The following is an 18,601-nucleotide window of genomic DNA, read 5'->3' as shown; positions in this document are numbered from 1 at the left end:
TCGGACGAGGACCGCGACTACTGGCAGGGCGTCGTCGCCCGCCCGGTCTTCGAACTGCCCGCCGGCTGGGGCGAGGACGAGTCGGTCCCGGAGTACGAGTGCGGCACCCGCGTACCCCTGCACGACCTGATGGACGACCTGCGCGAGCTGGCCAGCCGTACCGACACGTCGCTGAAGAGCGTGCTGCTGGCCGCGCACCTGAAGGTGATGAGCCAGCTCACCGCCGAGCCCGTGTTCACCAGCGGGCTGGTCAGCCACGGCCGGCCCGAGGTGACCGGCGCCGACCGGGTCTACGGGATGCACCTGAACACGCTGCCGTTCGTGCACGACGCGGGCGCGCGTACCTGGCGGGAGCTGATCCGCAACACCTTCGCCGGGGAGCTGGAGCTGTGGCCGCACCGCCGCTACCCGCTGCCGGCCGTGCAGCGCCTGGGCGACGGGCGCCGGCCGATCGAGATCCTCTTCAACTACCTCGACTTCGAGCAGGTCGACACCGAGCGGGTCGACTTCGAGGACGCCATCTACGAGGCCAGCGGCGAGTTCGGCCTGCACGTCTCCACGCTCGGCGGCGTGCTCAACATCCTCGCCCGGCCGCACCAGGTCAGCTACCCCAACGTCCTGCGCCTCGGTGGCATGTACCGGGCGGTGCTGGAGGCGATGGTGGCCGACATGGACGGTGACGCGTCGGTGACGTGTCTGCCGGCGGGTGAGGCGTCGGTGGTCCTGGTCGACGGGGCGTCGGCGGTGGAGCCGGTGTCGCGTTCGGTCCTCGCCGAGTTCGAGACGCGGGCGGCCGAGGCGCCCTCGGCGGAGGCCGTGTCCGAGTCGGGCGGTCGGACGATCGACTTCGCGGGCCTGGACGCCCGCGCCGCCGTGATCGGGCGGCGCCTGGTCGGCCGGGGTGTGGGTGCCGGTGCGGTGGTGGGTGTGCTGCTGGACCGTGGCGTCGAGTTGGTGGCGTCGATGCTGGGGGTGTGGAAGGCGGGTGCGGCGTTCGTGCCGGTGGATCCGTCGTACCCGCCGGGCCGTATCGCCGCGATGCTCGCTGACGCGGGTGCCCGGGTCGCGGTCACCTCGCAGCGGTACGCGGACCGGTTCGCCGGTGCCGGGGTCGACGTGCTCCGGGTGGACGAGATCGTGGCCGACGGCGCCGAGGAGGCCACGGCCGACGGTGACCTGCGCGCGGCCCTGCCCGGACCGATCGACCTCGACGAGTTGGCGTATGTGATTTTCACGTCGGGGTCGACGGGTCGGCCGAAGGGTGTGCAGGTGTCGCACCGGGGGTTGGCGAATCATGTGCGGTGGGCGGCGGGTGAGTTGGCGTCGCGTGGTGCGGGTGGTTGTGCGGTGTTCTCGTCGGTGGCGTTCGACTTGCAGGTGCCGAATTTGTGGGCGCCGTTGGTGGCGGGTCAGCGTGTGGTGATGGTGGGTCAGGATGTGGATCTGGCCGAGTTGGGTGCGGTGTTGGCGTCGTCGGGGCCGTTCAGTTTCTTGAAGTTGACGCCGGGTCATCTGGAGATTCTTGGTCGGCAGTTGTCGGATGAGGCGTTGGCGTCGTTGGCGCCGGTGGTGGTGGTCGCTGGTGAGGCGCTGCCGGCTGCGTTGGCCAACCGGTGGCTGACGCTTCTGGGGCCGGGCGGTCTGGTCAACGAGTACGGGCCGACCGAGGCGAGTGTGGGCACGTGCATCTTCCCGGTGGAGACCGAGCAGGCGGGTCCGGTGGTGCCGATCGGTCGTGCCCTTCCGGGCATGACGATGTACGTGCTCAACCGGGACCTGCACCTCGCCCCGGTGGGCGTGGTCGGCGAGTTGTACGTGGGTGGCGTGGGCGTGGCCCGGGGCTACGCCGGGCAGCCTGCGCTGACGGCGGAGCGGTTCCTGCCCGACCCGTTCGCCGCCGCATCCGAGACCGCAACCGCCGGAACCGCAGCCGCCGCTGGAACCACGGCCGGGGCGCGGATGTACCGCACCGGGGACCTGGTGCGGCGGTTGCCCGACGGGGCGGTGGAGTTCGTCGGGCGGGTCGACCACCAGGTGAAGATCCGCGGCTACCGGATCGAACTCGGCGAGATCGAGACGGTCCTGGAAGGCACCGACGGCGTGGCCGACGCGGTCGCCCTGGTCTCCGGATCGGCCGCCGAGGGCGACGCCCGGCTGGTGGCGTTCTACCGCCCTGGCGCGCCGGCGACGCCGGGCCTGTTGGACCGGATCCGGCAGCGGTGCGCCGAGCACCTGCCGGAGTACATGGTCCCGGCCGAGTTCGTCGCCGTGGAGGCGATCCCGCTCAACGCCAACGGCAAGGTCGACCGCGCCGCCCTCTGGGAGGCGGCGGTGCCCGTCGAGCGGGCACACGTCGCCCCGGAGACCGAGCTGGAGAGCCAGCTCGCCGGGATCTGGGGCCAGGTGCTCCAGCTGGAACAGGTCAGCACCCGGGAGAGCTTCTTCGACCTCGGCGGCGACTCGCTGCGCGCGGTCGCCCTGGTCGGCGCGCTGCGGGCGGCCGGCTTCGGGGTGGCCGTCCGGGACGTCTTCGTGCACCGCACGGTCGCCGCCCTGGCCGGGCACCTCTCCGCCAAGGACGCCGCCCCGGCGGCCCCGGCCTTCCAGGCCGTCGCGCCCTTCTCCCTCTTGACCGCCGCCGACCGGGCCGCCCTGCCCGCCGGCCTCGTGGACGCCTACCCGGCCGTGCAGGCGCAGGTAGGCATGGCCGTGGAGATCCAGAAGGACCCCGGCAAGTCGCTCTACCACATCGTGCGCTGCTTCCGGGTGCACAGTGGACGGCCGTTCTCGGCCGACGCGCTGCGGGCCGCCGTGCGGGACGTGGTCGGCCGGCACGAGACGCTGCGTACCTCGTTCGACCTGACCGGCTACTCGGTGCCGGTGCAGCTCGTGCACGCCGAGGCGCCCGTCGACGTACGGGTGACGGAGCTGACCGGCGACGACGTCGAGGCGCGGCTGCGGGCGTACGTCGACGCGGAGCGGGCGCGGCCCTTCGCGCTGGACCAGCCGGCGCCGCTGCTGCGGGTCGCCGCCCACCGCACCGACGAGCGGGGCTGGTGGCTCACCGTCGCTGTCAGCCACCTGGTCACCGGCGGCTGGGACCTGAACACCCTCCTGGTCGAGCTGATCGGCTGCTACGAGCGGCGCAGCGCCGGCATGGTGCCCGAGTCGCCCGAGCCGACCGCCGTCCGGTACGCCGACTTCGTCGCCGCCGAACTGGCCGCGCTGAAGGGCGGCGAGGACGAGGCGTACTGGCGGGGCGTCGTCGACACGTACGCCGGCTTCACCACGCCGGACGGCTGGGGCCGCACCGACGGCCCGCGCGAGAGCCTGCGGACCCGGGTCAGCTACCAGGACCTGGAGCCGAAGCTGCGCGCGCTCGCGTCGACCCTCGACGTGTCGCCGAAGTCGGTGCTGCACGCCGCGCACCTGAAGGCGATGAGCCAGCTCACCGACCAGGGGCGGTTCTACACGGGCCTGGTGTGCGACGCGCGGCCCGAGGTGCGGGGCGCCGAGCGGGTGCACGGCATGTACATCAACGTGCTGCCGTTCGCGCACGCCCGGGGTGCCGGCACGTGGCGGGAGCTGGTGCGGTCGGTCTTCGACCGCGAGGTGGAGCTGTGGCCGCACCGGCGGTACCCGCTGCCGGCGGTGCAGCGGATGGCCGGCGCCGGGTCCCGCCCGATCGACGTCGTCTTCGACTACACCGAGTTCCGCCGGACCGGGGCGGTCGCCGACGAGTCCGTCGACTTCGAGGCCATCGCCGGGGAGGGCGGCACCGAGTTCGCCCTCCAGGTGACCGCCGCCGGCGGCTTCCTCGACCTGGTCGGCGACAGCCACGTCTTCGGTCCGGCCGCGCTGGCCCGGGTGGGGGCGATGTTCCGCGAGGTGCTGACGGCGATGGTGGCCGACCCCGAGGGCGACGCGGTCGCCGTCCGCCTCCCGGCGGCGGAACGCGACGAGGTCGAGGGCTGGTCGTCCGGCGGCACCGCCGAGGTCGGCGGGTACGCCCCGGCGGCGTTCGAGGCGCAGGCCGCGCGGCGGCCGGACGCGGTGGCGATCACCTGCGACGGCACCCGCGTCGGCTACCGGGACCTGAACGCCCGGGCGAACCGGTTGGCGCACCACCTGCGGGAGCTGGGGGTGGGCCCGGAGGTCCTGGTCGGGGTGTGCGCCCACCGGTCGGTGGAGCAGGTCGTGGGGATGCTTGCGGTGCACAAGGCGGGTGGGGTGTACCTGCCGTTGGATCCGTCGTATCCGGCGGAGCGGTTGGCGTTCATGCTTGCCGACGCGGCGGCCCCGGTGCTGCTCACCACCGCCGAGCTGCGCGGTCAGCTCCCGGCGGCCGAGGCGGCCACCGTGCTGCTCGACGAGCCGGACGCCTGGGCGGGCCAGCCGGCCACCGACCCCGAGCCGCGCACCCACGCCGACACTGGCTGCTACGTCATCTACACCTCCGGCTCGACCGGGCAGCCCAAGGGCGTCCTCGTGCCGCACCGGGCCCTGGTCAACCGCTCCGCGTACGCCGGCCGGCGGATCAACCGCCTCGACGAAGAAGCGGTGCTGCTCCAGAAGACCGAGATCGGCTTCGACGTCTCCCCGGCCGAGGTCTACGCCGCCCTGTCGGCGGGCGCCCGGATCGTGGTGGCCCGCCCCGGCGGGCACCGCGACCCCGCGTACCTGCGGGAGCTGATCGTCCGCGAGGGCGTCACCGCCGTCGAGCTGGTGCCGAGCATGCTGTCCGCGCTGCTGGCCGAGGGGATCGGCGGCTGCCGGTCGCTGCGGTCGGTGGCCGTCGGCGGCGAGGAGATCGCCGTCGACGTGGCGCGGGCGTTCCTGGCCGCGCTGCCCGGCTGCGAGCTGCACAACACGTACGGCCCGGCCGAGACCACGGTCGACGTCACGAGCTGGCTCTGCACCGCCGACGCCCTGGCCGGGCTGACCCGGGTGCCGCTCGGCACCCCGTTCACCAACCTCACCGTCCGGGTGCTCGACGAGCACCTGCAACCGGTGCCGGTCGGGGTGCGCGGCGAGCTGTGCATCGGCGGTCTTGGGCTGGCCCGGGGTTACCTCGGGGCGCCGGGAACGACCGCGCAGCGGTTCGTGCCGGACCCGTACGGCGCGCCCGGATCGCGGCTGTACCGCACCGGGGACGCGGCGGCGTGGCGGCCCGACGGCACCGTCGACTTCCTGGGGCGCATCGACTCGCAGGTCAAGCTGCACGGCGTACGCATCGAGCTGGGGGAGATCGAGACGGCCCTGCGCGGCTGCCCCGGGGTGACCGACGCGGTCGCCGCCGTCCGCGAGCAGGACGGCCGGCGCACCCTGGTCGGCTACCTCGTCACCGACGGCGGGCCCGCGCCCACCCCCGGTGAGCTGCGGGAGCGGCTGCTGGCCGAGCTGCCCGAGGCGACGGTGCCGGCCGCGTACGTCACGATCGACGCCGTTCCCGTGGACCCGCACGGCAAGGTCGACAGGCGGCAGCTGCCGGCGCCGGACGCGCGGTCCTACGCCCGGGGCCGCTACGAGCGGCCCAACGGCCCGGTGGAGTCGGCGATGGCCGGCGTCTGGTCGTGGGTGCTCGACCTCGACCGGGTCAGCGTCACCGAGAGCTTCTTCGACCTGGGCGGCGACTCGATGACCGCGGTGACCCTGGTCGGGTCGCTGCGCGCCGCCGGCCACGACGTCACCGTGCGGGACATCTTCGCGCACCGCACGATCCGCCGCCTGGTCACCGCGCTCGCCGAGGCCGACACCGCCAAGGAGGGGGCCTTTCGCCCCGTCGAGCCGTACGCGCTGATCGACGCCGCCGACCGGGCCAGGCTGCCGGCCGGGCTGGTCGACGCGTACCCGGCGACGCAGGCGCAGGTCGGCATGGCCGTGGAGATCCAGAAGGACCCGGAGAGGTCCCTGTACCACATCGTGCAGTCGATCCGGGTCGACGACGGGCGGCCGTTCGACGACCGCGCGCTCCAGGCGACGGTCGACGCGCTGGTCGCCCGGCACGAGACGCTGCGCACCTCGGTCGACCTGACCGGCTACTCGGTGCCGATGCAGCTGGTGCGCGCGAGCGCCGCCGTGCCGGTCGCCGTGCACCCGGCCGCTGATCACGAGGAGCACCTGGCCGCCGAGCGGCGTACCCCCTTCGACCTGGACTCGGACGCCCCGCTGCTGCGGGTCGCCGCGCACGCCGACGGCGCCGGGGCCTGGTGGCTGACCCTCGCGGTGAGCCACCTGGTCACCGGCGGCTGGGACCTCAACGCCCTGCTCGCCGAACTGCTCGGCGAGTACGCCCGGCGCAGCCGCGGCGAGGCGCCGAAGCAGGACGAGCCCCCCGCCGTCCGGTACGCCGACCACGTCGCCGGGGAGCTGGCGGCGCTGCGCTCGCCGGAGACCGCCGAGCACTGGCGGGCGGTGGTGACCGGGCGGCCCAAGCTGACCCTCCCGGACGCCTTCGGCGACCGCTCCGGCGCGGCGACGGTCTGCCGGTACACGGTGGACGTCAACGACCTGGACGCGGCCGTCCGACGCCTCGCCAGCGACACCAACACCTCGGTCAAGGCGGTGCTGCACGCCGCGCACCTGAAGGTGATGAGCCAGCTCACCAGCGGGTCCGCCTTCTACACGGGCCTGGTGTGCGACGCGCGGCCGGAGGTGCGGGGCGCGGAGCGGGTGCACGGCATGTACATCAACGTGCTGCCGTTCCCGCACGCCCGCGCGGCGGGGACGTGGCGGGAGCTGGTGCGGTCGGTCTTCGACCGCGAGGTGGAGCTGTGGCCGCACCGGCGCTACCCACTGCCGGCCGTGGCGCGGCTGGCCGACGCCGGTTCCCGGCCGATCGACGTCGTCTTCGGCTACGTGGAGACCCGGCAGGACGGCGGCGCGGCGGCCGAGGCGACCGGCACGGACCTCGTCGAGGTCGGCGGGCCCGGCGCCACCGAGTTCGGCCTGTCGGTCGGGGCGGGCGGCGGCACCGTCCGCCTGGTCAGTGACAGCCGGACCGCCGACCCGGCCGCCCTGGTGCGGATCGGGGCGATGTTCCGCGAGGTGCTCACGGCGATGGTGACCGACCCGGACGGGGACGCGGCGGCGCCGCACCTGCCGGCCGGGGAGCGCGAGGAGATCGCCCGGTTCGCCCCGGGCCGGACGGTCGAGGTCGGCGGGTACGTGCCGGCGGCGTTCGAGGCGCAGGCCGCGCGGCGGCCGGACGCCGTGGCCATCACGGCCGAGGGCGTGTCGTTCTCGTACGGGCAGCTCAACGGCCGGGCGAACCGGTTGGCGCACCACCTGCGGGAGCTGGGGGTGGGGCCGGAGGTCCTGGTCGGGGTGTGTGCGCACCGGTCGGTGGAGCAGGTCGTGGGGATGCTGGCGGTGCACAAGGCGGGTGGGGTGTACCTGCCGTTGGATCCGTCGTACCCGGCGGAGCGGTTGGCGTTCATGCTTGCCGACGCGGCGGCCCCGGTGCTGCTCACCACCGCCGAGCTGCGGGCGCAACTGCCGCCGGTCGACGCCACGGTGGTGCTGCTCGACGAGCCGGACGCCTGGGCCGACCGGCCGCCGACCGACCCGGAGCCGCTCACCGACCCCGACAACGGCAGCGTCGTCATCTACACCTCGGGCTCCACCGGCCGCCCCAAGGGCTCGCTGCTGTCGCACCGCGCCCTGGTCAACCGCACCGGGCACGTCGGCGCGCGGGTCTACCGGCTGGACTCCGACGCCGTCGTGCTCCAGAAGACCGAGATCGGCTTCGACGTCTCCCCGGGAGAGGTCTACGCCGCCCTGTCGGCGGGCGCCCGGATCGTGGTGGCCCGCCCCGGCGGGCACCGCGACCCCGCGTACCTGTGCGAGCTGATGGCCCGCGAGGGCGTCAGCACCGTCCACTTCGTACCGTCGATGCTGCCGGCGCTGCTCGCCGAGGGGCTGGCCGGCTGCCGGTCACTGCGGTCGGTGGCCGTCGGCGGCGAGGAGATCGGCGTCGACGTGGCGCGGGCGTTCCTGGCCGCGCTGCCCGGCTGCGAGCTGCACAACACGTACGGCCCGGCCGAGGCCACCGTCGACGTGAGCAGCTGGGCGTGCACCGCCGACGCCCTGGCCGGGCTGTCCCGGGTGCCGCTCGGCACCCCGCACCCGAACCTGCGGCTGTACGTCCTCGACGAGCGGCTCGACCTCGTGCCGCTGGGCGTGCCCGGCGAGCTGTGCATCGGCGGGACGGGGCTGGCCCGGGGCTACCTGGGGCGGCCCGGGCTGACCGCCGGGAAGTTCGTGCCGGACCCCTACGGCCCGCCCGGGTCCCGGCTGTACCGCACCGGGGACGCGGCGGCGTGGCGGCCGGACGGCACCGTCGACTTCCTGGGCCGGCTCGACTCCCAGGTGAAGCTGCACGGCGTACGCATCGAACTGGGGGAGATCGAGACGGCCCTGCGCGGCTGCCCCGGCGTGGCCGACGCCGTCGCCGCCGTCCGCGAGCACGACGGCCGCCGCACCCTCGTCGGGTACGTGCTGCCGACCCCCGGCGACGCACCGACCCCGTCCGGGCTGCGGGAGCGGCTGCTCGCCGCGCTGCCCGAGGCGATGGTGCCGGCCGCCTACGTCACCCTCGACGCCATCCCGAAGGACCCGAACGGCAAGGTCGACCGGCGCCAGCTCCCGGCCCCCGACACCGGCGCGTACGCCACCGGGGACTACCAGGCCCCGACCGGCGACGTGGAGGAGGAGATCGCCGGGATCTGGGCGCGGGTGCTCGGCGTGGCCCGGGTCGGCGTCACCGACAGCTTCTTCGACCTCGGCGGCGACTCGATGCTCGCGGTCACCCTCGTCGGCACGCTGCGCGCCGCCGGGCACCCCGCCAGCGTGCGGGACGTCTTCGCCCACCGCACCGTACGCCGGCTGGCCGCCGCGCTTACCGACGCCGACACCGACGAGTTCCGCCCGGTCGCCCCGTACGCGCTGATCGGCGCCGCCGACCGCGCCAGGCTGCCCGGCGGCCTGGTCGACGCCTACCCGGCGTCGCGCACCCAACTCGGCATGCTTGTCGAGTCGGCCGTCAGCGGCGACCGCGCCGTCTACCACAGCGTCCTCGCCCACCAGGTCCGCGACGGGCGGCCGTTCGACGCCGGGGCGCTGCGCGGCGCGGTCCGCGCCGTGGTGGCCCGGCACGAGATCCTGCGCACGTCGTTCGACCTGGTCGGCTACTCGGTGCCGATGCAGCTCGTGCACGCCCACGCCGACCCCGACGTGCGCGTCGAGGACGGCCGGGGCGTCCCGGCCGAGCGGCACGCCGCGCTCTTCGCGGAGTTCATCGCCGCCGAGCGGGGCCGCCCGTTCGACGTCGCCACCGCGCCGCTGCTGCGGGTCACCGCGCACGTGGACAGCGACGAGAGCTGGTGGTTCACCTTCACCATCTCCCACACGGTCACCGAGGGCTGGAGCAGCGCGCGGCTGGTCACCGAGGTGCTCGACCGCTACGCCGAGCTGGCCGACGGCCGCACCCCGGCGTCGGCAGCCGTGCCGCCCGTGCGCTACGCCGACTTCATCGCCGCCGAGGTCGCCGCGCTCGAGTCGACCGCCGACCGGGAGCACTGGCGGTCGGTGTGGGACGGGCGCGCCCCGTTCACCCTGCCCGCCGGCTGGGGCGAGCCGGACGCGCCGGACGCCACGGTGGACGCCACTGTCGACTTCGCCGACCTGGACGAGGCGCTGCGCGCCCTGGCCCGCGACACCGACGTGTCGGTGAAGGCGGTGCTGCACGCCGCGCACCTGAAGGTGCTCAGCCAGCTCACCGGCGAGCCGGGCTTCCACGCCGGCCTCGTCTGCGACGCCCGGCCCGAGGTGCTCGGCGCCGACGATGTGCACGGCATGTACCTCAACACGGTGCCGTTCCCGTACGACCGGTCGGCCCGCACCTGGCGGGACCTCGTCGCCGCGGTTTTCGACCGGGAGGTCGCGCTGTGGCCGCACCGGCGGTTCCCGCTGGCGGAGATGCAGCGCGAGGCCGGCCACCGGCTGCTGCACGTCCTGTTCAACTACCAGGACTTCACCCGCGCGACGCAGGGCGGCGACGGATCCGGCCCGGTGGTCACCGGCGCCGCCGGCGAGGGCGCCACCGAGTTCGACCTCTCCTGCTTCGCCCAGCGGGGCCGCTACGCGCTCTCCGCGCAGGCGGGGCTGGTCGGCCAGGCCAACCTGGACCGGATCGCCGGCATGTACCGGGCGGTGCTGGAGGCGATGGTCGCCGACCCCGACGGCGACTGCCAGGCCGTCTGCGTGCCCGGGGGCGAGCGCGACCGGCTGCTCGGCGTCACCGACCAGGGCGCGGACGAGCCGGTCACGGGCACCTTGGTCGAGCTGTTCCAGGCCCAGCTGGCCCGCGACCCGCACGCGGTGGCGGTGGTGGCCGGCGCGGTCGAGCTGACGTACGCCCAGGTCGACGCCGCCGCCAACCGGCTCGCGCACCACCTGCGCGCGGCGGGCGCCGGCCGGGAGACAGTCGTCGGGGTCTGCCTCGACCGGGACGCGGACCTGGTGCCCGCGCTGCTCGGCGTGCTCAAGGCGGGGGCGGCGTACCTGCCCCTGGACCCGGCCCAGCCCGCCGAGCGGCTCGGCTACATGCTGGCCGACGCCGGGGCGCGGACCGTGGTGACGACCTCCGCACAGGCGGAGGTGCTCGCCGGCTTCGACGGACGGCGGGTGCTGCTGGACGCAGGCGACCTGGCCGGGCACCCGGAGACCGACCCGGGGATCGCCCGCGACCCCGACGACCTTGTCTACGTCATCTACACCTCCGGCTCGACCGGCCGGCCCAAGGGCGTCTGCGTGAGCGACGCCAACGTGTTGCGCCTGCTCGACGCCGCGCAGGAGCACTACGCGGTGGACGAGACCGACGTGTGGGCGCTGTTCCACTCGTACGCCTTCGACGTCTCCGTCTGGGAGCTGTGGGGGGCGCTGCTGCACGGCGGCCGGCTGGTGGTGGTGCCCCGCGAGGTGGCCCGCGTGCCGCAGGACCTGCTGGACCTGCTGGTGACGCAGCGGGTCACCATGCTGGCGCAGACCCCGACGGCGCTGCGCGGGCTGGTCCGGCTCGCCGCCGAGGACGCCCCCGGGATCCGGGAGCTGTCGCTGCGCGCCGTGGTGATCGCGGGGGAGAAGCTCGACTTCGCCGACCTCGCCCCGTGGGCGTCCCGCCTCGGGCTGGCCCGTACGGCGCTTGTCAACATGTACGGGATCACCGAGACCACCGTCTACTCCACCTACCACCGGATCACCCGGGCCGACCTCGCGCCGGGGGTGGGCAGCCGCATCGGCCGGCCGCTGTCCGGCGTGCGGATGTACGTGCTCGACCAGTACGGCCACCCGGCGCCCATCGGGGTGCCCGGCGAGGTGTACCTGGCCGGGCACGGGGTGGCCCGCGGCTACCTCAACCAGCCCGACCTGACCGCCCGGCGGTTCCTGCCCGACCCGTACGGCCCGGCCGGCAGCCGGATGTACCGCACCGGCGACCTGGCCACCCGGCTGCCCGACGGCAGCGTGGAGTTCCTCGGCCGCCTCGACGACCAGGTGAAGCTGCGGGGCTACCGGATCGAGCCGGGCGAGATCGAGGCGGCGCTGACCGCGCTGCCCGGTGTCGCGGAGGCGGTCGTCGTGCTGCGCGCGGACGACCCGGCCGACCCCCGGCTGACCGCGTACCTGGTGGCCGGCGGCGGGGAGCCGCCGCAGGTCGCCGCGCTGCGCGAGCGGCTGGGGCGCAGCCTGCCGGAGTACATGGTCCCGTCGGCGTTCGTGCTGCTGGAGCAGTTGCCGCGCAACAACAGCGGCAAGCTGGACCGGCGGGCGCTGCCCGCCCCCACCGGCGCGACGCTGGCGGGCCAGGACTTCGTCGCCCCGGCGGGTGCGCTGGAGGAGCGGGTGGCCGCCGCCTGGGCCGACGTGCTGGGCCTGCCGGCGGTCGGCGTCACCGACGGCTTCTTCGACCTCGGCGGGCACTCCATCACGGCGCTGGTGCTGGCCGGCACGATGCGCGCGGCCGGGCTGGACGTGACGGTCGCGGACATCTTCCGGCACCCGAGCGTCCGGGCGCTGGGCGAGGTGCTGGCGAGCCGGGACGCGCCGGCGCCGACCGACCGCCCCGTCGAGCCCTTCGAGCTGGTCGCCCCCGCCGACCTGCCGCTGCTGCCGGCCGGGCTGGACGACGCGTACCCGCTGTCGCGGGTGCAGCTGGGGATGCTGCTGGAGATGCTGGCCGACAACGGCCAGAACCACTACCACAACGTCGTCTCGTTCCTGATCCCCGACGACGAGCCGTTCGACCTGGCGACGCTGCGGACCGCCGTCGCCGAGGTGGTGGCCCGGCACGACGTGCTGCGTACGTCGGTGGACACGAGCGGCTACTCGGTGCCGATGCAGCTGGTGCACCGCGCGGTGGACGTCCCGGTCGGAACCCGCGACCTGCGGGGGCTGGCCGAGGCGGACCGGACGGCCCTGGTGCGCCGGCTCGTCGGCGAGGAGTACGCCGAGCTGTTCGACGTCGAGCGGGCGCCGCTGCTGCGGTTCACCGTGTGCCTGGAGACCGACCGGAGCTGGCGGCTGGTGCTCACCATCTGCCACGTCATCATCGAGGGCTGGAGCCTGCACGCCCTGGTGATGGAGATCCTGGACCGGTACCACGCGCGGCGGGCGGGCGCGGAGCCCGACGTCGCCGCCCCGCCCGGGGTGCGCTTCGCCGACTTCGTCGCCGGTGAGCTGCGCGCCCTGGACTCGGCGGCCGACAAGCGGTACTGGCAGGACGTGGTCGAGCGGCACCCGAGGTTCCTGCTCCCCGCCGCGTGGGCGCCGCCCGCGCCGGCCGTCCGGGAGCCGTACACCGAGGTGGTGTCCTACGCGGACCTGGAGCCGCGGCTGCGGGCCCTGGCCTCGGCGGCCCGGGTCTCGCTCAAGGCGGTCCTGCACGCCGCGCACCTGAAGGTGCTCAGCCAGCTCACCGACGAGCCGACCTTCTACAGCGGGCTGGTCTGCAACACCCGCCCCGACGTGGTGGGCAGCGAGCGGGTCTACGCCATGTCGCTGAACACCCTGCCGTTCCCGCACGACCGGACGGCGGGCAGCTGGCGCGAACTCGTCCAGCGGGTGCACGCCCGCGAGGCCGACCTGTGGCCGCACCGCCGCTACCCGGCCCCGGCCATCCGCACCCCCGGCCGGGGCGCCGGCCTCACCGACGTCTACTTCAGCTACCTCGACTTCACCGAGGTCGACGGCGGGCGCACCGCGCCCGTGGAGCGGATCGGCGCGAGCACCTCCGAGTTCGCGCTCGCCGTCGCCGCGGGCGCCGGCCGGCTCGAACTGAGCACCGACAGCCACGCCATGGGCCGGGCCGACGCCGCGCGGCTGGGCGGCATGTACCGGCTGGTGCTGGAGGCCATGGTGGCCGACCCCGACGGCGACCCCCGGGCGGCGTACCTGCCCGCCGGGGAACGCGACGACGTGCTGGTGGGCTGGAACGCCTCGACCGCGCCCGGATGCGTCGACCTCGTCCCGGACCGGGTCGCGGCGCGGGCCGCCGCCACCCCCGACGCGGAGGCCGTCGACGGTACGACCTACGCCGAGCTGGACGCGGCGGCCAACCGGATCGGCCACCACCTGCGCGCGGCGGGGATCGGCCCGGAGCGGGTCGTCGGGGTGCTGCTGGACCGGGGCGTCGACCTCGTCGCCGCCCTGCTCGGGGTGTGGCGGGCCGGCGGCGCGTACCTGCCGATCGACCCGGGGCACCCGGCCGAGCGGGTCGCCGCGATGCTCGCCGACGCCGGGGCGACGGTGGTGGTGACCTCGGCCGGCCACGCCGACCGGCTCACCGGCGTCGAGCTGGTGCTGCTCGACCGCGACGCCGAGCGGATCGCCGCGCTGCCCGCCGACCCGCCGGCCGGCCGCCCCGACCCGGACCACCTCGCGTACGTCATCTTCACCTCCGGCTCGACCGGCCGGCCGAACGGCGTGCAGATCACCCACGGCAGCCTCGCCAACTACCTCGGCTGGGCGGCCGAGGAGCTGATCGGGGACCGCACCGGCGGCGCCGCGCTCTTCTCGTCGGTCGCGTACGACATGGTGGTGACCAGCATCTGGGCGCCGCTGGTCACCGGGCAGCGGCTGTGGCTGCTGCCGCCCGACGCCGGCCTGGACGAGCTGGGCCCTAGGCTGGCCGACGCCGGCCCGTTCAGCTTCGTCAAGCTGACCCCCGGCCACCTCGACCTGCTGACCCGCCAGCTCGACGCGGAGCAGGCGGCGGCCCTGACCCCGCTGCTGGTCCTGGGCGGCGAGGCGCTGACCCGGCAGGTCTGCGACCGCTGGCACGCGCTCGCGCCGGGCAGCGTGCTGCTCAACGAGTACGGGCCGACGGAGGCGACCGTGGCCGTCAGCCGGTACCCGGTCACCGGGCCGCTGCCGGCCGACGTCGCGCCGATCGGCCGGCCGATGGCCGGGATGCGCACGTACGTCCTCGACGCCGACCTGCAACCGGTGCCGGTGGGCGTGGTCGGCCACGTCCACCTCGGCGGACCCGGCCTGGCCCGGGGCTACGCCGGCCGGCCGGACCTGACCGCCGACCGGTTCGTGCCCGATCCGTTCGGTGCGGACGGCGGGCGGCTGTACCGGACCGGCGACCTGGGCCGCTGGCTGCCGGACGGGCAGCTCGACCTGCTCGGCCGGATCGACGACCAGGTGAAGATCCGAGGCCACCGGGTGGAGCCCGGCGAGGTCAGGGCGGTGCTGGTGGCGCATCCGGGCGTGCGGGACGCGGTGGTGACCGTCGAGTCGACGGGCGCCGGCGGACCCCGCCTGGTGGCCTACCACGTCGGCGACACGCCGGACCTGGCCGCGCACTGTGCCCGGTGGCTGCCCAGCCAACTGGTCCCGAGCGTCTTCGTCCCGGTGCCGGCCATCCCGCTCAACGCCAACGGCAAGGTCGACCGTCGGGCGCTGCCCCCGGTGGACCTGGCCGCGGCGGCCGACCACACCCCGCCCCGCCCCGGTCTGGAAAAGCTGATCGCCGACATCTGGGCCGGGATCCTGGAGGTCGACCGGGTGGGCCGGCACGACCGCTTCTTCGCCCTGGGCGGGCACTCGCTGCTGGTCGTACCGGTGGTCACGGCGGCCCGGCAGGCCGGAGTTCCGCTGACGCTGCGGGCGGCGATGCTCGACCGGACCCTGGCCGAGCTGGCCGCCTCGCTCGCCCCGACCGGGGCGGCGGCGTCCGTCGACGCGGCGGATCCGGCGGTACGCGTGGCGCGGGCCGTGCCGGTGCTGCCGGCCGTCGAGCCGTTGCTCGCCGCCCACCGGGTGCCCGGCGCCTCGCTGGCCCTGCTCGCCGACGGCGAGGTGGTGGAGGTCCGCGCCGCCGGGCACCGCGCGGCCGGCGGCGACGCCCCGGTGACCCCGGCGACCATCTTCCAGGTCGGCTCGGTCAGCAAGCTGGTCACCGCGGTGGGCGCGCTGGTCCTTGTCGGGCGGGGGCAGCTCCAGCTCGACACGGACGTCAACGCGTACCTGAAGGGCTGGCAGCTGCCGGCCGACCGGCCGGTGAGCCTGCGGCAGCTGCTCTCCCACGTCGCCGGGCTGACTCCGACGGGCAGCACCGGACACCCGCGTGGCGGCCCCGTGCCGAGCCTGTCGGACGTGCTGCACGGCCGGGGCGTGCCCACCGGTCCGGTCCGGGCGCTCGACGCGCCCGACGCGGTGGCGGTGGAGCGCAACAGCCACTTCGTGGTGGTGCAGCAGCTCATGGAGGACGTCACCGCGACGCCCTTCGCCGACCTGATGGCCGAGCTGGTCTTCGGACCGGCGGGGATGACCGGCAGCAGCTTCGACCAGAGCTTCCCGGAGACGTCCGGCCGGCCGGTGGCCGTCGGGCACGACGAGCGGGGTGAGCCGCTCCCGGGCGGCTGGCAGGTGCGTACGGACCTGGCAGCGGCCGGCCTCTGGACCACCGCCACCGACCTGGCCCAGCTCGTCAGGGAGATCCACCTCGCGTACCGGGGCGACCCGGCCCTGCTGAGCCGGGAGCTGGCGGTGGCGCAACTGACCACCGGGACGGGCGGCGTCTTCGGACTCGGCTGCATGGTGGACCGCCTCGACGGGCCCGCCGGGGCACGGGTGGAGTTCACCCACCGGGGCCGCATCCCCGGCTACCAGGCGCTCACCGCCGGCCGGGTGCCCGACGGCTCCGGGCTGGTGCTGCTGACCAACGGCGACCTGGGCCATGAGGTCGTGTCGCGACTGGCGTCCGACATCGCACTGACGGAGGAAATGTGATGACGACCGTACCGAGCATCCTTGCCACGGTCACCGACCCACCGACCCGGCAGGTGCGGCACCTGGTGTCGATCCGCGACCTGACCGACGACGACCTGTACTCGATCGTGGCGCGGGGGGCGCGGTTCGCCGCCGGCGAGACCGCCAGCCCACTGGCGGACCGGGTGGTCGGCACCTACTTCGTGAAGACGTCGACCCGGACCCGGACCGCGTTCACCGTGGCCGCGCTGCGGCTCGGCGCGAAGACCATCCAGTACGGGCCGAACGACCTCCAGGTCAACACCGGGGAGTCCAGCGAGGACACCGGCCGGGTGCTGTCGGGCATGCTCGACGTGCTGGTGGCGCGGACCGCCGCCGACCCGGGGGAGATGCGCGACTGGTCGCGCCAGCACCGGATGGCCGTGATCAACGCGATGAGCGCCGAGGAGCACCCGACGCAGGCGCTGGCCGACCTGACCACCCTGCTGCGGCGCTTCGGCCGCATCGAACACCTGCGGCTGCTCTACCTGGGCGAGGCGAACAACACCGCGACCGCACTGGCCCTGGCGCTGACCCGCTTCCCCGGCGTCGAGCTGGAGCTGCGCACCCCGGCGGGGTACGGGCTGCCGGCGGAGATCGCGGCGGTCGCGCGGGAGCAGGCCCAACGTTGCGGCGCCCACCTCGTCGAACGGCACCACATGGACGACCTGCCGGGTGACCTGGACGCCATCTACACCACCCGGTGGCAGACCACCGGCACCAGCAAGCCCGACCCCGACTGGCGGACGCGCTTCGCCCCGTTCCAGGTGGACCGGGAGCTGTGGCGGCGCAGCCCGCACGCGGTCTTCATGCACGACCTCCCGGCGCACCGGGGGGAGGAGGTCACCGCCGAGGTGCTCGACGGTCCGGCCAGCATCGCCTTCCAGCAGGCGGAGAACAAGCTCTACAGCGCGATGGCCGTGCTCGACTGGTGCCGGGCCACCCCCGCCGGGTCCGCGTCGTGAGCGCGGTCGGGCACCCGGCGGCCACGTCCCGGCAGCCGGGGCGCCTGACCGGCAACCGCGACTTCCTGCTGCTCTGGGTCGGCTCCGGGGTCTCCGCGCTGGGTTCCCGGGCCACCTCGATCAGCTACACCCTGCTTGTCTTCTGGTCGACCGGTTCGGCCACGGCGGCCAGCCTGGTGACCTTCGCCGCGCTGCTGCCCAACCTGGTGACCCAGTTGCCGGCCGGCGCGCTGGTGGACCGCTGGGACCGTCGGCGGACCATGGTGCTCTGCAACGTCGGGCGGATCGTCGCGATCGGCAGCGTCGCGGTCGCGGTGGCCCGGGACTCGGTGTGGCTGCCGCACCTGATGGCGGTCGCGTTCGTGGAGGCCAGCCTGGGCATCTGCTACGCCCTGGCCGAACGCGCCGCGGTGTTCAACGTGGTCCCGGCCGACAGGTACGGCGCCGCGACGGCGGCGAACGAGTCGCGGGCCAACGCGGCCAGCATCCTCGGCCAGCCGGCCGGCACCCTGCTGTACGCGCTGACCCGCTGGGCGCCGTTCGGCTTCGCCGTGCTGATGCACGTGATCTCGCTGGTCACCCTGCTGTTCGTGCGGCGGGACCTGCAGGCGCCGAAGGCGCGCGCGGACGAGCCAGGTGGCCTGCTGGCCCGGGTGCGGGAGGGCTTCGTCTTCGTCTGGGGCCAGCTCTACCTGCGTCGCGCCCTCGGCCTCTTCGCGGCGAGCAACATCCTGTTCCAGGTGCTGGGCCTGGGCCTCGTCGTGATCGTCAAGAACCAGGGCGGCTCGCCACCCACGGTCGGGATGCTGCTCGTGGTGAACAGCGTCTTCGGCATGGCCGGCGCGATGACCAGCAACTTCTACCTGAGTCGCTGGGGGATCCGCCGGATCATCATGGGGGTCAACATCGCCTGGGCGGTGCTGATGCCGCTGCTCGCGCTGGCACCGGGACTCGCGCTGGCACCGGGACTCGTCGTCCTCGGCGCGATCTTCGCCCTGATCCACTATGGCGCCGGCATCAGCAACGTGGCCGGGATGCTGTACGTGCTCCAGAGCGCACCCGACCACCTGCGCGGGCGGGCCGGCTCGATCGTCATGCTGCTCAGCTCGGGAGCCAACTCGCTGGGGGCGCTGTTCGCGGGCTTCCTGCTCGACTCGACGAGCATCACCAGGGCCATGCTGATCGTGGGCGGGGCGATGGGGGTGATCGCGGTGCTCGCGGTGCTCGGCTTCGGCGGTCGGGCCCGGGCCGAGGCGGAACGGGCGGAGGCCGCCGAGCGGGCGGGCCACGCGACCCGGGACGGTGGCGATATGGACGGAATATAG

3 protein-coding genes (1 of these 3 running past the window's edge) are annotated in these 18,601 nt (G+C 74.8%); all 3 read left to right on the top strand.

All coding sequences use genetic code 11. The features are described from left to right. Tightly spaced (each overlapping or abutting the next), the 3 genes in view from ACGFNF_RS25815 to ACGFNF_RS25805 form a layout consistent with a single transcriptional unit that may run on beyond the window. Positions 1–16,293, top strand: the 3' portion of a protein-coding gene (locus ACGFNF_RS25815; RefSeq protein WP_393171249.1) for a non-ribosomal peptide synthase/polyketide synthase. Its footprint begins 7,089 nt before the window's first position; only the last 16,293 of its 23,382 coding nucleotides appear in the window; the start codon falls outside the window, past its left edge; it ends in the stop codon at positions 16,291–16,293. Then, complete coding sequence (locus ACGFNF_RS25810; protein WP_393171247.1) at positions 16,293–17,276, top strand: ornithine carbamoyltransferase; 984 nt, start codon at positions 16,293–16,295, stop codon at positions 17,274–17,276. The genes ACGFNF_RS25815 and ACGFNF_RS25810 overlap by 1 nt, the downstream gene beginning before the upstream one ends. Next, positions 17,273–18,601 carry an MFS transporter gene (locus tag ACGFNF_RS25805; RefSeq protein ID WP_357578568.1) on the top strand — a complete coding sequence of 443 codons (1,329 nt, stop codon included), beginning with the start codon at positions 17,273–17,275 and terminating at the stop codon, positions 18,599–18,601. The genes ACGFNF_RS25810 and ACGFNF_RS25805 overlap by 4 nt, the downstream gene beginning before the upstream one ends.

Origin of the sequence: Micromonospora sp. NPDC048868 (assembly GCF_043198195.1) — a bacterium.
Classification (GTDB): Bacteria; Actinomycetota; Actinomycetes; order Mycobacteriales; family Micromonosporaceae; genus Micromonospora; species Micromonospora reichwaldensis.
The sequence above is the reverse complement of the archived record's forward strand: the minus strand, read 5'-3'. Positions and strand labels throughout refer to the sequence as shown.

Excerpts from the sequence above, each read along its gene's own strand:
- ACGFNF_RS25810 (WP_393171247.1), top strand. The coding sequence starts at position 16,293 with ATGACGACCGTACCGAGCATCCTTGCCACGGTCACCGACCCACCGACC.